Raw genomic sequence first — 20440 nt, forward strand, 5'->3', positions numbered from 1 at the left:
CTTTCTATCTTCTATCTCACAGTCTCTCAAAGAACTTTCCGGAAGACTACCTCTCCCAGTTGCGCCCTGCTCTTCTGCAGGGCCGGCCCGCAGGCCACTCACTCGTGTTGTCGTTGTCTCCGAACCGGGCTGCCCTCGTTTGCGGAGTGCAAAGGTAGGAAACATTTTCCTCTTTGCAACAAAAACACTGACTTTTTTTTCTCTTTCTCCCCGGCCCGTCTGGCTGGGAGGCCCCTTCGAAACCTTCGTTTCAGAGCGGGTTGCAAAGGTAAGCAACCTTTTTGAACCTGCAAACAGCCAGGCGAAACTTTTTCTCTCTTTTTTCTCCGGCCGCCCCTGTCAGGAAGAGGCCTCCGAACGCCTCCTGCTGAAGCGGGCTGCAAAGGTAGGCAGAAGTTTCGTTTCCGCAAGCACCCGGCCAAAGTTTTTTTTCAGTAATCGTTCAGATGCCTTCGGTCTCGCTTTCATCCTCTGACGGCCGCCCTGCCGGCCGCCGCTTCGCTCCCTTCCCCCCGCCCCGTTGGACCGGGTTGGGAGTGCAAAGGTAGGAAACGTTTCCTCAACCGCAAGCGCCTGGGACGAACTCTCGCTGTTGTTGCTAATCAGTTTCCTTCAACTTCTTGAGTTGCAACATCAAATTCTTTAAAAATACTTTAGAGTTTATTCTCAGTTATTATATCGGCTTTCACAATGGCTCCTGCAGCTCGCATTATCCTTGGAAGTCTCTCCTCTATTAATCTAAAAGAGTTATTAAATCACAAAAGGTATAGCCATTACCTGACTATACCTTTTATATGAGGCTTATATTTCTACTGGCTCTTCTTTCTATATATAATAGCAGCTTATACTACAGAAGCCGCAGCGTATCCCTGCAGATACCTATACTTCTCAGTAAGTTCACCGCCTCTAGCTATTGTAGCTCTCTCTAGCATACCTCCCTTGTCGTTGTTAAAAATTTGTGGGAACACATAGTCTATTATATTACGGCCGAAATCGCGGGAGGCGTTGCGCGGAAGTTCGCATGGAAGATTATCGACGGCCATCACAGTGATATTCTCTTTCCTACTGAAGGCTGGCTCCAGCTCCCCTGTCTCCGGGTTGTAATCGTAGGCTGGGTCTATTATAGTAGTAGAGCGCTTGGTGGTAGGTATAGAGCCATCCACATCGCAGGTGATATCAGCAATGGTGTCTATTTTGAAGTCGGGTTGCCGGGTATCCTCCTCCGTGAAGAGCTTGGGTGCATTGGGGTCCCAATAGGCACATGCCATCAGGAGGTCGGTTACTTTGGTGAACTTGCGGAACGTGGACTGGTATAGCTCTGGGTGCGCGTAGAAATCAGGCGAGTCCCATACCTCCACATCGGGGCGGTTGTTGTAGTCGCCGGAGTGCAATTGGGCGTATACCGGCTCATTGAACTGCTTGTATAGGTAATCAAACACGCTCACCTTTCTTATCTCCATTTTGTCGAGCACCTCCATGGCGCCGCCTGCCACACGGCCTCCACCAGTCACGGCTATCTTGATGGGGGGCAGTTTCACCTTGAAGTACTCCTCCTGCATGTCCTCCATCTCGTGGCACTGGTAGGCTGGCTTCAGGTCAAACAGCTTCCACTTTCTGCCATAGGTAAGAATGCCATTGTAGGCCCCCACTATACCGGCATACCTGCCGAAGGCTACCACCCGCTGCCCTTTATCATTGGTGAGCAGCTCGTAATCTATAAGTGTAATGTTCTTGTCAAGGATGGCGCGCAGCAGCTTGGCGTTGTGCGGCTGCTTCTTGATGGTGTGCGAAAAGAAGAAGTAGGTTTTGTTCGGAATCAGTTGGTCAATTGGAACCTCCTTCACGCCCATCAGCACCTGGCAGTCGCTCAGGTCCTGCTGCATGGAGATTCCCAGCTCCTCGTATTCCTGATCGGTAAAGCACCTCACCTCGCTTGGCTGTACCACCAATTCGGCATACGGAAACTCCTGCATGGCCTCTACGCACTTTTTAGGAGTGAGCGGCACCCGCTTGTCAACCGGTATTTTTCCTTCTTTGATGATACCTATCTTATGTTTCTGCATATGCACGTCTTTCTGAATTCTTCTTTGATGTTTAATGTTTGGCAGGGGGAGGCGGGGTATACCCACCACCCTAATGGCAGCTGCTCTTTTTATGTGCTATACCTTACCGTGTTATACTTGAAAAGGCACCTGCCACACCCAGAACTATTTAGCTTTCATGCTTCAATATAATAAACAATAACTATTACTTTTGTAGAAATTACTGAAAGAGGGCCTTTGGCTTGTCTTCCTCAGCAAAATTGAAACCCAAATTCCCAATCAATACTTCATCATTATGATACTTAAAACAAAACCTGCTGACACCTTCAAGGAGCGTCACAACGGCCCTGATAAGGAACAGATGCAGGATATGCTTAAAACCATTGGGGTAGACTCATTGGACCAGCTGATTGAGGAGACCGTACCGGCCGCCATTCGACTGAAGAAGCCACTTAACCTGCCAAAGGCACTTTCTGAGAGGGATTTCCTGAAGAAGTTCGGGGAGATTGCCAGACAGAACAAGGTATATAAGTCTTACATCGGCCTGGGTTATAACGACACCATCATGCCTCCTGTCATTCTCCGCAACATCATGGAGAACCCAGGCTGGTATACCGCCTATACGCCATACCAGGCTGAGATAGCACAAGGCCGACTGGAGGCCCTGATTAACTACCAGACCATGGTGATGGACCTGACAGGTATGGAGATTGCCAACGCCTCGTTGCTGGATGAAGGCACTGCAGCCGCCGAGGCCATGGGCATGTTCTACGCCCAGCGCAAAGGCGCCCGCAAGAATGCCAACCGCTTCTTCGTGTCAGAGCAGGTGCTGCCGCAGACGCTGGATGTTTTGGCTTCCCGTGCCACGCCAATCGGAATTGAACTGGTGATTAGCGACCACCGCGAGGTGGATTTTTCTGACGACACACTGTTCGGTGCCCTGGTGCAGTACCCTGCCGCCGACGGTGAAGTGTTCGACTATACTGATTTTATCGCGAAGGCGCACGAGCAGGAGATGTTCGTAGCCGTTTCGGCTGATATCCTTTCGCTTACATTGCTGACGCCTCCAGGTGAGATGGGTGCCGATGCGGTAGTGGGCACGACCCAACGCTTTGGCGTGCCGATGGGCTTTGGTGGCCCGCATGCGGGTTACTTTGCTACGAAGGATGCCTTCAAGCGTGTGATTCCAGGCCGTATCATTGGTCTTTCTGTGGATGCAGAGGGGAACAGAGCTTATCGCATGGCCCTGCAGACACGTGAGCAGCACATCCGCCGAGAGAAAGCGACCTCCAACATCTGTACCGCCCAGGTACTGCTGGCAGTTATCGCCGGTATGTATGCGGTATACCACGGTCCGCGTCGCCTGAAGTACATCGGCCTGAACACCCACGCGCTGGCACAGCAACTGGAAAAAGGTTTGCAAGCATTGGGCTTTGAGCAACTGAACCAACACTACTTCGATACCCTGAAAATAGCCGTTGAAAACGCTGACCTGAAAAACGCTATCCGCACGGAGGCTGAGGCAGCGGGTATCAACTTCCGTTATTTTGAAGAGAACCAGATTGGTATTTCGCTTCACCAGAACACTGATTTGGAAGACGTGAAGGCTGTGCTCGCGGTATTCGCGAAAGTGGCCGGCAAGTCTGGTGACGTACTAGGTATAGACGAGCTTCCGGAAGAGACGGAAATCACCTGGTCTGACAGCCTGATTCGCAAGAGCGAGTACCTCACGCACGAGGTGTTCAACAAGCACCATTCTGAACACGAGATGCTGCGCTACATGAAGCACCTCGAGAACAAAGACATCTCGCTGGTACACTCCATGATTCCGCTCGGCTCTTGTACCATGAAGCTGAACGCGACTTCAGAGATGATTCCGGTGACCTGGCCTGAGATTGGACAGTTGCACCCATTCGCTCCCGCTGACCAGACACTGGGTTACAAGCAGATTTTTGCTGACCTGGAGGCCTGGCTGTGCGAAATCACCCGTTTTGATGCGGTATCGCTGCAGCCGAACTCTGGTGCGCAGGGCGAGTATGCGGGTCTGATGGTAATCCGTGCCTACCACGAGTCACGTGGCGACCACCACCGGAACATCGCTCTTATCCCATCTTCTGCACACGGCACCAACCCAGCTTCTGCGGTGATGGCCGGCATGAAAGTGGTGATTGTGAAGTGCGACGAGCGCGGCAACATTGATGTGGCCGACCTGCGCGCAAAGGCAGAGCAGTATAAAAATGAATTATCTTGCCTCATGGTGACGTACCCATCCACACATGGTGTGTATGAAGAGAGCATCATCGAGATTTGCAAAGCCATCCATGAGAACGGTGGCCGTGTGTACATGGACGGTGCCAACATGAACGCTCAGGTAGGTTTGACCTCACCAGCCCACATCGGCGCTGACGTTTGCCACCTGAACCTGCACAAGACCTTCTGTATACCTCACGGTGGCGGTGGTCCTGGCATGGGCCCTATCGGTGTGGTGAAAGACCTGGCTCCATTCCTGCCTGGCCACGCTGTTGTGGATTTAGGCCGTTCTGAGGCTATACATGCTGTTTCGGCTGCACCTTGGGGCTCTGCTTCTATCCTACCTATCTCTTATGCCTACATCGCGATGATGGGCGGTGAGGGGCTGACGGAGGCGACCAAAGTGGCTATCCTGAACGCCAACTACATCAAGGCGCGTCTGGAGCAGCACTACCCGGTATTGTATGTGGGTGCCAACGGCCGTTGCGCGCACGAGATGATTCTGGATTGCCGCCAGTTCAAGAAAGTGGGCGTTGAGGTAGAGGACATCGCCAAGCGCTTGATGGACTATGGCTTCCATGCACCAACTGTGTCGTTCCCGGTTGCGGGCACGCTGATGGTGGAGCCTACGGAGTCAGAGGCTCAGGAAGAACTGGACAGATTCTGCGACGTGATGATTTCCATCCGTGAGGAGATTCGTGAGATTGAGGAAGGCAAAGCAGACCAGAAGGAGAACGTGCTGAAGCATGCGCCGCATACCTTGAAAGTGGTGATGACCGAAGAGTGGAGCAGACCTTACTCCCGTGAGAAGGCTGTGTTCCCGATGGCCTACCTGCGCGATAACAAGGTATGGCCAACCGTTAGCCGCATCGACAGCGCCTACGGCGACCGTAACCTGGTTTGCTCCTGCGCTCCGATAGAATCCTATAATGAGAATGGCGGTGAGATGGTAGCCATCGGCTAACCGAATCATTGCATACATTCTAAAAGCCTGGCCACCCGTTGGTCAGGCTTTTTTGTTGCTGTCAGTCTCTTGCAGTTAAATAGCCTGAGTCAAGCATACCCATGTATACAACCCTCTGTTTCTTTCAAAGCGTATACCTTAGGGTCATCCTCACAACCACGCGCAGCTATGAACCATAGGTATACTCCTCCGCCTACCGCCTTAGGTATCTTATTGCTCTTCCTGATACTGTTCGGGCTTAGTAGTTGCCTTCCTTCCATCATGGCCACCAGTGACTTTGACAGAGGAGCTAATTTCCAGACCTACCGGACATTTTCCATCATTGAACCGGAGGCGGCAGGAACCAATGCCAACCCCACAGCCTACGAACCGCTGCTGGACAGGCGCGTGCGGGACGCCGTAGCGGCTGAACTGGTGAAGAAGGGCCTGTCTCCCGATGCAGAAAGCCCAGACTTGCTAGTGGCCTACGATGTGGCTGTCGCGCCGGCGCCTAACTCGCCTGATACTGGTAGTTACAGCGCCTGGTACGGCTACCGCTATACCTACCGCTCCACCGCGTTCCCTTCTATCAGGACGATTGATGCCTATCCGGTAGGAACTTTGGTGATTGATTTAATAGACCCAGGCACCAACGAACTGGTGTGGCGGGGGGCTGCGGAAGGGGAAATCGACGCAGGGCTGACCGAGGAAAGCAAAATCAGACGGTCCATTGCGGCTATCCTGGCGCAGTACCCACCCGGCAGGTAGCCTATTCCAGCCTACAGTTTGTAGGACAGCGACAGTCCTCCGTAGAAATTTCGTGGAGCGGCAGGTTGAAAATAGCGTGCCCCGAAGGCGTTGAGGTCATTGCCCAGACTGTATTTCTCGTCTGTCAGGTTCTCAGCTCCGCCAAACACATTTAATTGGAACTGCTGCCCGAGCTCCCTTTTGAATCCCAGTCGGGCTCCGGCTACGACATAGGCATCGGCATAGACAGTGTTTTCATCGTTGAGCGGTATGGCATCTGCATAGTTGGCCGTCAGGTACAGGTATAGCCCAAAGCGTGTAGCCAGGTCCAGCCCGGCGGTGGCCGTGTGGGGCGCTACGCCTGTGAGTCTGTTGCCGTTCAAATCCGTGCCATCCCGCTGGTAGTCTTTAAAACGGAAGTGGCTGTAGGTATAGCTCCCCCATACCTTGAACAGACTTACGGGAAGCGCTTCATCTTGCAAGAAGGTATAGCCTACCGCAGTCTCGAGCCCACTTTGCTCCGTCGCCCCCACATTCCGGAACACAGCAATGCTGGACAGGTCCTGCCGGCTCACGATAGTTTCCCGCAGCCGGAAATGGAAAGCCACTACATCGAAGTGGAGTTTCTCATGCAGGGTATAGCCGCGTATACCTGCCTCGTAGTTAATACCCTTTTCCGCCTCCAGTTCCTGATTCAGCACACCATCCGAGGTGAGCAACTCCTCGTCGCTCGGCGGCGAGAAGCCGGAACTGACACTGCCATGCACCGACAGCCGCTCCGACAGCCGCTTCAGCAACGCCACTCGCGGCGAAAGCACCGCTTTGAAATCACGACTATACTGGTACGCCCCTCCACTTGCCGCCTGTCGCAGCCTAGTGATTTCATAGCGGGTGTCGTTGAGGCTCAGGGCCGCAGTGGCTATCCAGTTACTAGGCAATGTAAACTCAGCCTGCGAAAACAACAGGCCCGTTTTAGCGAGAACTTCATCGTCGGTGCGCAGGCTGTCGGGTCGGCCCAGGTTATTGTCGTAGGTGCGAGCTGCTTCGAAGCCGCGCTGGTATTCCCCTCCGAAAGTCACCGTCGTGCCCACTGCGCCCATATTGGAGGTATAGACAAATCGGCTTCGACCGCCATACTCCTGGTTTGCATTTCGTTCGTAATCGGTGTTGAAGGGGTGGTCCCGAAACCGGAACAGGCCGTAAAGGGCGGTGGTGTTCTTCCAACTGTCACTGAACCGGTACTCCTGCGACAGTCCCATGTTCACTCCTTTTTGATTCATAGAGGCATTCTGCACCACACTGCCAAACATACCGCCGCGCGCCTGCCGTGGGTCCTGTTCGTATTGCTCCCGTGTCAGGCCTCCTGGCAGCTCGTAGTATAGGTCCGAATAAATGATGTTGGCGTTGATGGTGCTCTTGGCAGATGGGTAGAAGGAGGAGGTCAGCAGCAAAGTCTCGCGGTCCATGGCCGATTGCTCGCGGTAGCCGCCATACCTTTGCCGGGTATACTGCACCAGCAGGCTGCTTTTCTCGCTCCCCATACTGGCACTGGCCGTATAGCGTTGCAGCCCGAAGGAGCCAAAGGTGGTTCCTGCTTGCAGCACGCGCTCGCCGGGAGTCGCCCGGCGCGGTTCCAGCAGAATCGTTCCGCCTGTGCCTGCCCCATAGATGCTGCCCGTAGGCCCTTTGATGATTTCGATGCGATTGAAGTTAGCGGCATCCAGCAGGTTCAGGTTCGTGATGCCATTGGCCTCCGTCAGGGGAATCTCGCCCAGGTATACCTTGACATTTCGGATGCCATAAGGTGAGCGCAGGCTGCTGCCTCGTATGGAGAGTCGGTAGCTGGCCGTGGCTCTTTCCTCCATGCGTACGCCAGGCACCGTGTTTACGGCACGAACCAAAGAGCTTTCATCAAAGCGCTGCAGCACCTCCGGCTCCACCACACTCAAGGCACCGGCCGTCTGCAGCAGCGGGCGGTTGCTCTCATAGCCTGTCACCACCACCTCAGCCAAATTCGCCGCTGTGGGCTGGAGTAGTACCTGCAGCTCTTCTGTTGAATTAGCTGCTGTTAAGGTTTGTGTGCTATACCCTAGATAACTGAAAGTCAATGCTACACCCTGTTGCCGTACTGTCAGCGCGAACCGGCCGCTTTCGTTTGTAATTGCCTGTTCTCCTGTGCTCGCCGTCACCGTCACTCCTTCTAATGGCAAGCGACTGCGTGCATCCAGCGTGCGGCCTTGCAGCAGTTGCTGTGCCAGCAGCTGGTAAGGCAACAGGTAGCACAGCAATGCAAGTGCTAAGAATCGAAATCGGAATGGGTTCTTCATAATTTGATAGGTAGCTTTTCCCAACGGTGCCGGGCACAGTAAAGTTAAGGATTAGGTCGCTATACCTTGACCGCTCAGCTCCAAGCGAAGCGCCTCCACCTGCCGTTCTGCAACAAATTGCACCATTACCTTGTAATACTTCAAACCAAGGTATAGGCTATTGGTTTGAGAACCGACAGCTGGCACACTGTATCCTGAGAAAAAAGCTATGAAAAAAAATACTCCTACCTTCCTGCTGTCTATGGCTTTGGCTGCCTGCACGGCGCCATCTCCACTTTTCGCCCAGCAAAATCAAAAGCCTATCTCCGCTTCTGTCGAAGGCCATATTTTTAAACCGGCACAAGTGGATGCCACTGATGCCCGCGTTAAACAATTGAAAGTTCCAGCCGGCTTCCAAATCACCAAGTTCGCCGAGAACCTCAACAAGCCCCGCATGATAGCCGTCAGCAACGAGGGCGTGGTATATGTGACGGACCGTGATAAGGGCACCGTGACCATGTTGCGCGATACCAACAAAGACGGCAAAGCTGATGAACAGAAAGTAGTCGCCACCAAAGAGCACATGCACGGCATCGCGCTCCGCGACAACAAGGTATGGCTCGCCACCATCAAAGAGGTCTATACAGCCAACATCAACAAGGACGGAACGCTGTCAGAGCTGCAGATGATAATCAATGACCTCCCTGATGGCGGACAGCACCCCAATCGAACCCTCCGCATTGGCAACGACAACAAACTCTACATCTCCATTGGCAGCACCTGCAACTCCTGCGAGGAGCCTAACAAGGAGCACGGCGCTATTCTGCAAGCTGACCTTGACGGCAAAAACCGAAAGGTATACGCAAAAGGCCTCCGCAACACGCTTGGTTTTGATTGGCACCCGCAGACCAAAGAAATGTTTGGTATGGACCACGGCATCGATTGGCTGGGTGATGACGAGCAGCGCGAAGAGCTGAATAAGATTGAAGAAGGCGCCGACTATGGCTGGCCTTACATCTACGGCGAAGGAAAGGAAAACCCCGGCGACCAGCCAAAGGACATGAGCTACGAAGCATACAAGAAGAAAACCAAGTACCCCCTCCTCACTTACGATGCCCACAGTTCCGGTCTTGACATGAAGTTCTACAGCGGGAAGCAGTTTCCGCAAGAATACCAGGGTGATGCCTTTGTGGCCTTTCATGGGTCCTGGAACCGGTCCAAGCCTGTTGGCTACAAAGTGGTGCGCGTCCGGTTCGAGAAGGGGCAGCCCAAGGAGTTTCAGGATTTCGTGACCGGCTTTCTGGTGGACGGCGGCAAGGCGCAGTTTGGACGCGTAGTAGGTTTGGCTACGCACACAGATGGCTCGCTGCTGGTTACCGATGACGCCAATGGTGTGGTATACCGTGTGTCGCATACTGGCGGACAGCAGAAGAAGTAAGCCCCCGCTATACCTAAAAAGTAAAAAAGCTCCGACAGAATCTGCGGAGCCTTTCCAAACTATGAAAGCTAATAAAAATCTTGAGTCTTTTTCGGTCAGAGCCCTTACTTGATTCGGAACTCTGTTCTTCTGTTCTGCTGGTGCAGCTCCTCAGGACACTGCACACCGTCGATACAATCATTCACTAGCCTGGTTTTGCCGTAGCCTTTGGCCGTGAGCCTGTCACTGGCTATACCTTTGGTTATCAGATAATCCACGGCTGCCTGGGCTCTGCGCTCCGAAAGCAGCTGGTTGTATTTCAGGCTCTCGCGGCTGTCGGTGTGGGAGCTCAACTCGATTTTGACGTTCGGGTTGGCCTCCAGTATCGCCGCCAGCTTGTCCAGTTCTGTGGCGGCATCCGGGCGGATATCCCATTTGTCCAGGTCGTAGTAGATGTTCTCCAGCACGATGGCCTTGTCTTTCTCGTCCCTGTCGAACAGCAGCGCCACCTGCACGGTGTCTCCCGCTGTGGTTGGCACGTTCACAGTCGTGTTCTGGTTCAGGTAGCCTTGCTTGGTACCAAGGAAGGTATAGGAATTTCCTTTGCGGCCATCCATGAAATACTGCCCCCTCCTATTTGTCATAACCGTAGACGTGTCGTTTAGGTTCTTTTGGGATATAACTAACTGCACCTGCGGCAGAATTACCTGTACGTTTTTCTTCTGCTCATTCTGCTTGCGCTCCAATGTCGTCACGGCCAAAACCACTGGTTTCTGCAGCATTTTGAAGCTATAGATGTCGTCTGTCCCATCGTTCGCGTCACGGTTAGAGGACAGAAGACCAGTCTCTCCTTCCCCATCGAACATGATGCCGTAGTCATTCTTAGGGGAATTGATAGGATAGCCCATATTCTTCACAGCCGTCCAGGCGGCGTGCTTGCCCTCGGTTGTGAAAATGTCCAGGCCACCCATACCGCTGTGTCCGTCAGAAGCGAAATGCAGTTTGCCAGCATTGTCGATGTAGGGGAAGCTCTCACGACCAGTGGTGTTGATGAGGATTCCGGCATTGACAGGCTCTCCCCAGCTGCCATCCTGCTGGCGCAACGAGTAGTAGATATCCGTCTCGCCTATACCTCCTGGCATATCCGATGCAAAATACATGATTTTGCCATCCGGTGACAGGGCGGGGTGCCCTACTGAGTACTCTTCCACGTTATTATAGGCGAAAGGCTTAATATCAGACCAAGTGGCGCCTCGCTTCTGAGCCGTGTAAATCTCCAGTCGGTTGATGTATTCTGTAGCCTGATTCGGGTTTGCTATCCAACTGGTGGGGTCGGTGTTTCCGGTGTTGCGCTTCTGCACCAGTTTAGTTCTGGTGAAGTAGAGCGCCTGACCGTCTTCCGTAGCAGAAGCCGTCGCGTTGTGGTACTCCCCGTTAATCATCTCGTGCATGGCGGTTGGCGCGCCCCAGTTGCCCTTGCTGTCGCGGCTGGCCGTGAACAGCTGCAGGTATGGCCGGCCTGTCCAACCGTAGGTGCCGGCTGCTTTGCCGCCTGCGTTGGTGCCACGGTCTGACGTGAAGATGATGCCCTGCCCGTAGTTCATGGGGCTGAAGTCAGAAAATCCTTTGGCACTCAGGCCACTTAGGTGCTCTACCTCCGCCACGGGCAGCTGTTTCATCCAGCTCACGGCCTTGTCACAGGCTTCCATCAGCATCTGCGCACGTTCTTCCATCTCCGGCATCTCCTCGCCCCACTTCATGTACTGCTCCTTAGCCGGTTCATACTTTCCGTTGCTGCGCAATGCCTCAGCGAAGTGGTATACATTCATCGGGTCACGGCCTGGCATCGCAACTACCTGTCCGTACCACTTCTCCGCCTCGGCAGAGCGCCTGGTCAGACGGTAAGAAGTGGCGATACGCTCCGTGGTCACCACATCGGGCATGCGTTTCTCGGAGGCTTTCTGGTATTGCTCCAGCGCCAGCGAGAACTCATATTTCTCGAAATGTTTGTTCGCTTTGCGAAGCTCCTGCTGCGCCTGGGCGGCAGGGGCTACACCTAGCATGAAGCTTACTACAAGGTATAAGGGTATGTATTTATAGTTCATATGCGGTAAAAGCTAAGGATTAAAAGTATTGAGGCGTCAACATTTTCGTATCCTGCTTCTTGAAGAAGTAGTAACCCACTGAAATCTCGTGCGAATGGAAGCCGTTCAGGTCGTTCAGCATCTTGTCGTAAGAATAACCCAGGCGCAGTGCGTTGGTCACCTGCAGTTGTGCAATCAACGCCAGGGCCGTGCGCTTGTTCACTTCCAGCTCCTCCTGGTTTTTGTTGAAGATGGGGGCACTGGTACGGTAGGAGGTTCCTAGCCACAGCTTGTCGCCCAGTAGCACAAAGCCGTTCAGGTCAATGTTGGCTGGCGCATGGAAGTCTTCTTTTACCAGGATGCTCGGCTTGAGCTTCACAAAGCTGCTCACGTCGAACACATAGCCGGTTGTGAAATAGTAATGGCGCTTGGGTTCTATCTGCAGAATATCCTTGTACTGTATCAGGTCAGAGGCGGAGAGACCAGCGTAGAAGCGTGGCGTGTGGAAGTACATGCCCAGCTTCACGTCCGGGCGGTAAGTCACTTCTTTGCCGCTCGGTATGCTCGGGTCATCCGGCACGCCCAGTTCGGTTCCATCCATCACGTTCTGCACGATACCGGCAGCCACACCCAGGCTCAGCACGCCATGCTCGCTCACCGAAATCCGGGTGGCTGCATTGGCATAGGCCGACAGCGTGGAGTAGGCACCGATTTTGTCGCGGGTGATGTTCAGACCCAGTCCCAGCCTATCGTGTGCGGGAATCCCATCCACGCTCAGCGCCTGTGTGGTAGGGGCTCCTTCCAGGCCCGTCCACTGGGAACGGTGGAACGCGTTGATGTTAAGCACACCTTTGGTACCGGTATAAGCCGGGTTGATGGCCATACTGTTGAAGATGTACTGTGAGTACTGCGGGTTTTGCTGGGCACTAGCCGCAAATGTGAGCAATAGGGCCAGCAGGGTATAAAGTATTCTCATTGTAAAAAAGTTATTCAGATATTTTGCTGTCACTCTTAGCGGAAGATGGCCACGTATCCGGAGTATTCCTTGTACACACCATCACACAGTTTCACCCTTACCTTATAGAAGTAAGTACCCTGCTCCAGGCCTCTGCCCATCCAGTCATTCTTGTAAGCGCGCTGCTTGTACACCTCAGAGCCCCAGCGGTTGAATATCACCACCTCGTTGTCCGGAAACTTGAGCAGATTCGGAATAGTCCAGTTGTCGTTCTTGCCGTCGCCGTTCGGGCTGAAGGCTTTCGGGAATTCAAGCTGGCCGTCTGCCAGAGTAGCGTCTATTGGGGCGCTTGCTTCTACTGAGCTGGCGCAGTCGCCGTTGTTGGCGGTTACGGTCACCTGCCCGGTTGCCTTCGGAGAGTCAGCCTTCACAGTGACAGTGGCAGTACCCTGACCTGCCACAATGGTGAAGCCAGGCGACACAGACCAGGTATAGGAGGTGGCGCCTTCCACAGCGTCTGCCGTGAATACAAGTCCGTCGCACACGTTGCTTCTGTCGGTTATGCGGCCTACCGCTGCCGGAGGTATCGTGATGTCGATGTTGCGGGTAGAGGCTGGGCTGGTACCGCAGTCATTCGAGGCTGTCACACTCACGGCACCGCCTGTTGCAGTGGCGGTCACTGTGATGTTGTTAGTGCCTTGTCCGCCTGTAATGACCCAACCTGCAGGCACTGTCCAGGTATAAGATGTGGCGCCTGGCACAGCTGCTACGCTCAACACGTTGCCTGCACTGCTGATACAAACATCCGATACATTGGTGATAGCACCTGGTGTTTCCGGAGCAAGCGTAGGCGCTACCGCCAGAACAGCTTCAGAGCCTGCACCACATCGGTTGTTCACGGCTGCTCTGATTTCACCTGCTCCCGCACCCACTCGTACGCGGATGCTGGTGCCTGTCGCGCTGCCTATCAGGGTCCAGGTGGCCGGCACCTTCCAGGTATAGCCTGCCGCACCGGCTACTGCATCAATGCTGTAGGTCAGTTCTGTGCCGATACAGGCCGTAGTGTTTCCTGTGATGGCTACTGGCGCATCCAGCGTGTTGGTCACGGCTACGGCACGGCTGGCTTTGCTGCTGGCGCCGCAAGCATTAGAAGCAGATACTTCCACGCTTCCAGAGGTCGTTCCGATTTTAACACGGACCTGCGCTGTACCTTGGCCGCTCAGGATTTCCCATCCCCCTGTAGCAGGAACTGTCCAGTTGTAAGTCACGCCTGAAACTGCTGTCACGGAGTAAGTTGCTTCCACACCGGCGCACAGGTCATTGTTACCAGAGATGGCCACAGGCACGGCAGGTATGGTAGAGACATTGATAGTCGTTGTTCTCTCTTCGCTAGTTCCGCACTCATTAGAGGCCTTCACTTTTACAGTACCGCCTGTTGCGTTGCTTGATACGGTGATGCTTGTTGTGCCCTGGCCCGCTGTGATTTCCCATCCGGTAGGCACCGTCCAGGTATAGCTGGTGGCACCTGGCACGGCTGTTATGCTGAATACGTTGCCCTGGCTCATGGAGCAGACTGCTTCCGGGCTGTTGATGGCGCCTGGCCGTGCTGGTATCGTGGCAGGCGTGATAGCCAGGCTTGCCTGAGCACTCGCGCCACAGGCATTTGCGGCTGCTACTTTCAATGTTCCCGGGGTGCTGCCTACCACTATAGTAATGGTGTTGGTGGTACGGCTTCCTTTCACGGCCCATCCTGTCGGTATGTCCCAGGTATAGCCGGTGGCTCCTTCTATTGCGTTGGTAGTGTAGGTCACTTCTGTGCCCGCACATGGTGTGGTCAGGCCACTGATAGCGGCTGGCGCGGCTGGCACATCTGATACACTCACTGCACGGCTAGCCTTGCTGCTGATGCCACAGGCGTTACCCGCTACTACCTCCACGTTACCTGAACCCGTCCCAAATCTCACTCGAACCTGCGCAGTGCCTTGGCCACTTACTATCTCCCATCCGGCCGGAACCGTCCAGGTATAGGTTATGCCTGCAGTTGCTGCCACGGAGTAGGTCGTTTCTGTTCCTGCACACACAGCGGCACTGCCCGAGATGCTGACAGGCGCTGCCGGAATAGTAACTACGGTCGCAGTAAAGGTTCTTGGTGCGCTGTTGCCACAGGCATTGGAGGCTATTACACTCACAGTACCGCCCGTTGTTCCGGCTGTCACTACAATGCGGGTCGTGCCCTGTCCTTCTGTTATGGTCCAGCCTGCCGGCACATCCCAGGTATAGCCAGTGGTACCCGGTACCGCATCAATGGAGTAGACATTGCCCGTGCTTGTACCACATACGCCTGCTGTTGGACCAGTGATGGCTCCGGGAGTTTCTGGCTTCTTGTTTGGATTGATTTCCAAGGTCGCCTGTTCGCCTGTGAAGCATTTGTTTTTCACGGCGGCTTTGATGGTCACGGTGCTGGTGCTCGTACCTACTTTCACACGAATGGTGTTACCGGTGTTGTCACCGATAAAGGACCAGCTGGAAGGCAGTGTCCATACATAGCCTGTCGCACCTTCTACTGCTGCTACAGAGTATTCCTGCTCTGAGCCGATACAAGGGGTTGTCTCTCCTGATATCGCTGCAGGGGCAGCCGGTGCGTTGGTCACCGTCACAGCCAAGGATGCAGCTGCACTGCTGGTGCAGGCGTTGTTCGCCGTCACACTTATAGTACCACCGGTTGTTCCGGCTACTACCGTCACCTGGTTCGTGTTAGTGGCTGTGTTCTGCGCGAATTCCCATCCGGCAGGAAGTGTCCAGGTATAGCTGGTGGCTCCCGTGATGGCAGCGGTCCTGAAGGTCATCTGCTTGCCTGCACATACTTCTATGTCACCTATAATAGACACTGGAGCAACAGGCGCTGGTGTCACAACTATCACTTTGGTGGCGATGCTCTCGAGACCACAGTTGTTCGTCACTTTCAACGATACTATGCCCCCTGACAGGCTTCCGCCTTTTGCTTTCACTACCACACTGGCTCCTGTGTTTCCACCTACAATTTCCAGGTTCTCGTCAACTGACCAGGTATAGGCAAGGCCTTCGGCTACGCCTGTCGCTGTGAAGGTCACGCCTTCGGTGTTGAAGCAGAGGGACGCACCGCCCGTAATCACAGGCACAACCGGCAATCCAGTCACCTGCACATTCAACTCAGCGGTTACTTTGTTCTTGCATTGGTCAGTCACTGTTACCTTAATGACTTTGGCTCCTCCTGCAGGGCCTACGTTCACTTTGATAGTATTGCCCGCTTGCGGCTCAGCCAGCGTCCAACCCAATGGCAGTGTAAAGGCATAGGTAGCTCCTATGACTGGCGTCACGGTGAAAGTCTGCTGCGTATTAGCACAGATTGTTGTTTCACCCGTGATGGCCGCTGTCAAAGTAGGGCATTTCACATCAGGAATCACCACGACATCCTTGTCGTTGTCAGGGTCCGCGTCTGTGTACCCCCCATCGCCTGGGTCAGTCGGGTTATTCGGGTCCTCTGGGTTGTTTGGATTATCCGGGTTATTTGGGTCATCCGGGTTATTCGGATTGTCAGGATTATTCGGGTTGTCTGGATTTTTATCGCGGTCGATGAGGAAGGCGATGTTCTCTATTCTTCCTGCTTTCACCAGCTTAGCAGTGATAGTTAGAGTCGCAGATGATTTGCCTGCAATAGACGGGATGTAGAAAAGGCCTGTTTCAGGATTATAAGTGGCACCTGCACTAGCCTCATAGCTCACAAATTCCAATCCCTGTGGCAGTTTTTCCCTTACTTTCACATTTCTCTCAGTTCCTTCGCCCTTGTTGTTAACTGTGACGCTATACTGCACGTTCTGACCCACAACGTAAGTAGGTCCGCCGTTCACTGTTTTGTCTATAGCTAAATCAGGCAGTTTGATAGTTACCTCGTCCTCGTCCTCGTCCGGAGACGGGTCCGGATTTTCACCAATGATGACGACTCTGTTGCGGATGTTCCCGGTACTTATGATGCGGAAGGTCAATCTGAGTGTCTCAACCTCTCCTACTGCCAGGTTTCCTACCAGCCACTGGTTCGTGTTGGTGTTGTACGTGCCCTTGGTTGCAGACTCCACTCTTACAAACTGCAGCCCTGCCGGAATGTCCTCCTTCACGACAACACCCGTTGCGTTGTCTGGCCCTAGGTTGGTCGCTCTGATGGTATAGGTAACGAATGAGCCCAGGTTATACTCCTTCTCCTCGGCTTCCTTCTGCACACTTAGGTTCGCGATGACGATATTGGGCATGAAAACCAAGTTCGCTTCCAGGTTCACCTCACCTGCAAGCGATATGGCACGACCAATCATCACGCCGCCGCCGCCAATCTTAATGGAATTCTGTGCGATGACAGTACCTTGGAAAAGACTGGTCTTGCCTGTATCCACGCTGCCCCTCACTATCCAGTACACATTTTTGGGCTGTGCACCATTAATCAGGTTGATGTAGGTCTTGTCTGTATTGGAATTCAGGTTGCCATCAATGATGATGACAAAGGTAGCGTCCGGATTACCTTGCCCGTCCAGTGTCAGGCCTTCTCGCAGCGTAGCATTGCCGCTGATTTTGTACACCCCGGCGAACAGTTTCTGGTAGTTACCAAGAATGGAGGAAAACAGGGGGGTAGGATTCGGGTAATTGAGCAGACTGTTATATAGGCTTTGTGCATCCTCAAGCGCCTGGGCAGCAATAGGAGTACCGATTTCCTTGTCACCGTCGACTTTCAACACGCCTGTGTCTACAACAGGGGTCCCTGATACAACGCCCAGGTCTCCGTACACGTCCGTGGCTCCTTGGTTCGTGACACGCGAAGCCGCCAAGATGGCGTAGTCCTCTGCGCTGTTCAGGTTCAGGTCTGGCTGTCCGTAGGTAAGGGTGGTGCTGACAGTCAGGAAGAGAAAGACTAGCAGTAAAATTCTACTCATATAGATAATTTGAAATAAAATATTATAATGGTCATAAATATAGACATATTATCATATACTTTTTATATCTGCTGTTACTAATTTTTTTTAGCTTAGTTTAATCCGATATAAAAAATGCAATATAAAATCAAGAATAGGATGTTATAACGCCGATAGAGTTATACTATTCCTACACACCTGCTCCTAAACTTTTTTTTATTCTCCCTAAAGTTCAGTCCAAGAGAGTAGCAGACACACTTAAATCAAAATTCACATTAGTATATTTGAATATGTTAATCTATTTATATAGTTATTGCGTTTCAGTGCTTTCTCTTCAGCTAATGTTATATTTGATAAGTCAATATTAACGGGCTGCAAAGGTAGAATTTAAAAGCAGAGTATTTGAAACCAGTGCAAAAAAAAAGTGGGTCATTGCTATAGTTTTGATAGCAATGACCCACAAACCTTCCAAAACAAAATTCAGAAAGTTCTAAGAAAGTTTATACATGCACATGTCGTTCAGCATGGTAGGAGGAGCGGACTAATGGACCTGACTCTACATACTTGATACCTCGTCTCAAACCCTCTTCACGGTAGTGGTCAAACAGGTCGGGGTGAATGAACTCCGCCACCTCGATGTGCAGCTTGGTCGGCTGCAGGTACTGCCCCAGCGTTAGGATGTCGCAGCCGTTGGCCGCCAGGTCATCCATCGCCTGGTATACCTGCTCCCTTGTCTCGCCCAGCCCCAGCATGATACCGGTCTTGGTGCGCTTGCCATACTCCTTGGTGCGGCGAATCTGCTCTAGGCTGCGCTCGTACTTGGCCTGCGGGCGCACGCGGCGGTATAACTCCTTCACGGTCTCCATGTTGTGTGACACCACCTCTTGGCCTGCCGAAATCATGGTAATCAAGGCATCCCAGTTGGCTTTCACGTCAGGTATGAGCGTTTCGATGGTGGTAGCAGGAGAAAGTTGTTTTACCAGGGCCACTGTCTCATGCCAGATGGCGGCACCCCGGTCCTTCAGCTCATCGCGGTTCACGGAGGTGATAACGGCATGCTTTACGCCCATCAGTTGAATGGCCTCTGCCACACGGCGGGGCTCATCGGTATCATACTCGTTGGGGCGGCCCGTGGCTACTGCACAGAACGAGCAGCTGCGGGTGCACACGTTTCCCAATATCATGAAAGTAGCCGTACCAGCTCCCCAGCACTCGCCCATGTTCGGGCAGTTTCCACTCTCACAGATGGTATGCAGCTTATATTCGTCTACTATGCTTCTTACCTTCGCGTACTCTTTCCCCACCGGTAGCTTCACGCGCAGCCAGTTTGGCTTGCGAGGCTGTCCCAGCGCGTTCAGCCCCTCGGGCGTCGCATTGGGTTGTATAACCGGAAGTGTCAATAGTTCATCCATGGTACAAAGATAGGAACTTATAGGTTAAGAGGTTGGCAAAACCGACAAGAAAAGTACAGGTATCCTGCTGATGAGCAGAATGCCTACTTAGGAAACAGCGAAAGGAAGAAATGGTTTGGCGGGAGTTACTTTCTTCGGCCGTAGTAGATGTTCAGGTATACCGAAGCGAAGGTGCTGTTGTTCTTGGTCTGGGGTATGATAATCATGTCTTTGAAGTACTGCTCCACCAGAAAGCCCACCTCTATACCTGTGATGCTCTCCTTGTACCGTCCGTACTCAAAGCTGAGGCCTGCCTTGGCGTGTATACCCATGTTCAGGTTAGCTTCTCCCAACCCGGTGAACACGTTGGCGTTGCCATGTATGCTGTCAAAATTGCGATGCCGCTCCGGGTCGTACTGCTCCGTGCGGATATCCTGCCCACCCAGGCCGGTGCCGTAGTTGTAGCGGATGTAGTATGGCACCAGCAGCCCAAGCGACGGACCTGCGGCCCCCACGGCATTCACCTGCACCCCCGATTCGGCAGCCTTTCGGAACAGCACGTACTCCGCCCCGTAGTGCGGGCGCACCACGAACATGTAGTTCTGCTTGCCGGCTATGAAATGGTCACCGGTCTCGAGGCTGTAATAGCGGTTCTCCTTAGGATGCTTCACCTCCACTATCTCCAGACCCCCGAACTGGTACAGACGCTCTTTCACAAAGTAGGAACTGCGGACAAAAGCCCCACCCAACAGCCCGCCGTTGGAGTTCAGGTTGATGCCATAGCTCAACTCGTTGCTGAAGTCGTCATCAGACTGCGCTGCGGCGGGCCATGCTGCCACCAGGGCAATGACGAGAGTGAATACCAGGTTCCTTACCACCTTCAATACCGTTAGAGTTTGATGAAAACTGACTAATTTTACGCGTACACTTTTCTTTTCAACGCATATGGCGACCATCCACAACACCTATACCGGCGAACTGCGCACCACCGCAAGCCACCTTGCCTCTGGCAACACCATCATCACTGACGCTCCCATTGACAACAACGGCCGTGGCGAGGCTTTCTCTCCTACCGACCTGGTCTGCGCCGCACTGGGCAGCTGCATGATGACCATCATGGGCATTGTGGCGAACCGCAACGGCATCCAGCTGGAGGGAATGCGAATTGAGACCACCAAAATCATGTCAGCAGAGCCGCGCCGCATTGCGGAGGTTGTGCTGAACATCCAGATGCCTGCCAACGGGTATACTGACAAGGAGAAGGCGATGCTGGAGAATGCCGCCCGCACCTGCCCTGTTGCCCTCAGCCTGCATCCTGACGTGAAGCAGACAGTAACGTTTCTCTATCAATAACTAACAACAGCGTAGCCT

The 20440-nt window shown here is 53.3% G+C and carries 12 protein-coding genes; 5 read left to right on the top strand and 7 right to left on the bottom strand.

The window, feature by feature from the left end; translation table 11 throughout:
- On the top strand, positions 1-475 hold a 475-nt coding region (locus tag B051_RS22650; RefSeq protein ID WP_211214309.1), incomplete at its 5' end, for a hypothetical protein.
- A gap of 367 nt (positions 476-842) precedes the next feature.
- Here the strand turns inward: B051_RS22650 and B051_RS0100005 are convergent.
- On the bottom strand, positions 843-2063 hold the full coding sequence (locus tag B051_RS0100005) for an NAD(P)-dependent oxidoreductase (protein WP_018476107.1): 1221 nt from the start codon (positions 2061-2063) through the stop codon (positions 843-845).
- Between the two features lie 274 nt (positions 2064-2337).
- Here B051_RS0100005 and gcvP point away from each other — a divergent pair, with 274 nt between their 5' ends.
- Positions 2338-5256 (top strand): aminomethyl-transferring glycine dehydrogenase, encoded by a 2919-nt coding sequence (gcvP, locus tag B051_RS0100010; protein ID WP_018476108.1) that lies wholly within the window; start codon positions 2338-2340, stop codon positions 5254-5256.
- A 168-nt stretch (positions 5257-5424) separates the two neighbouring features.
- Positions 5425-6003 carry a DUF4136 domain-containing protein gene (locus B051_RS0100015; RefSeq protein WP_018476109.1) on the top strand — a complete coding sequence of 193 codons (579 nt, stop codon included), beginning with the start codon at positions 5425-5427 and terminating at the stop codon, positions 6001-6003.
- Positions 6004-6014: 11 nt separating this feature from the next.
- Here B051_RS0100015 and B051_RS0100020 read toward each other — a convergent pair whose 3' ends face one another.
- Positions 6015-8309, bottom strand: a complete 2295-nt coding sequence (locus tag B051_RS0100020) for a TonB-dependent receptor domain-containing protein (RefSeq protein ID WP_071594835.1) — start codon at positions 8307-8309, stop codon at positions 6015-6017.
- A gap of 208 nt (positions 8310-8517) precedes the next feature.
- On the opposite strand from B051_RS0100020, the gene B051_RS0100030 reads away from it, so the two are divergent.
- A complete protein-coding gene (locus B051_RS0100030; RefSeq protein ID WP_018476112.1) occupies positions 8518-9726 on the top strand; it encodes a PQQ-dependent sugar dehydrogenase in 1209 nt (402 codons plus the stop codon).
- Between the two features lie 104 nt (positions 9727-9830).
- On the opposite strand, the gene B051_RS0100035 is transcribed toward B051_RS0100030, so the two are convergent.
- The 5 genes from B051_RS0100035 to B051_RS0100055 form a co-directional block, all read right to left on the bottom strand.
- Positions 9831-11810, bottom strand: coding sequence for an OmpA family protein (locus B051_RS0100035; RefSeq protein ID WP_018476113.1), 1980 nt, complete (start codon positions 11808-11810; stop codon positions 9831-9833).
- Positions 11811-11829: 19 nt separating this feature from the next.
- A complete protein-coding gene (locus B051_RS0100040; RefSeq protein ID WP_018476114.1) occupies positions 11830-12765 on the bottom strand; it encodes a PorP/SprF family type IX secretion system membrane protein in 936 nt (311 codons plus the stop codon).
- A 35-nt stretch (positions 12766-12800) separates the two neighbouring features.
- Entirely contained in the window at positions 12801-17699 is a 4899-nt protein-coding gene (locus tag B051_RS21860) for an ice-binding family protein (protein WP_018476115.1), read from the bottom strand.
- A gap of 479 nt (positions 17700-18178) precedes the next feature.
- Positions 18179-19090, bottom strand: coding sequence for a lipoyl synthase (lipA, locus tag B051_RS0100050; RefSeq protein ID WP_018476116.1), 912 nt, complete (start codon positions 19088-19090; stop codon positions 18179-18181).
- Between the two features lie 125 nt (positions 19091-19215).
- Positions 19216-19947 carry a hypothetical protein gene (locus B051_RS0100055; RefSeq protein WP_245539544.1) on the bottom strand — a complete coding sequence of 244 codons (732 nt, stop codon included), beginning with the start codon at positions 19945-19947 and terminating at the stop codon, positions 19216-19218.
- 67 nt (positions 19948-20014) lie between these two features.
- On the opposite strand from B051_RS0100055, the gene B051_RS0100060 reads away from it, so the two are divergent.
- Positions 20015-20422: an OsmC family protein gene (locus B051_RS0100060; protein WP_018476118.1), complete on the top strand. Its 408-nt coding sequence runs from the start codon at positions 20015-20017 to the stop codon at positions 20420-20422.
- Positions 20423-20440: the final 18 nt, after the last annotated feature.

Source organism: Pontibacter roseus DSM 17521 (assembly GCF_000373265.1).
GTDB lineage: Bacteria > Bacteroidota > Bacteroidia > Cytophagales > Hymenobacteraceae > Pontibacter > Pontibacter roseus.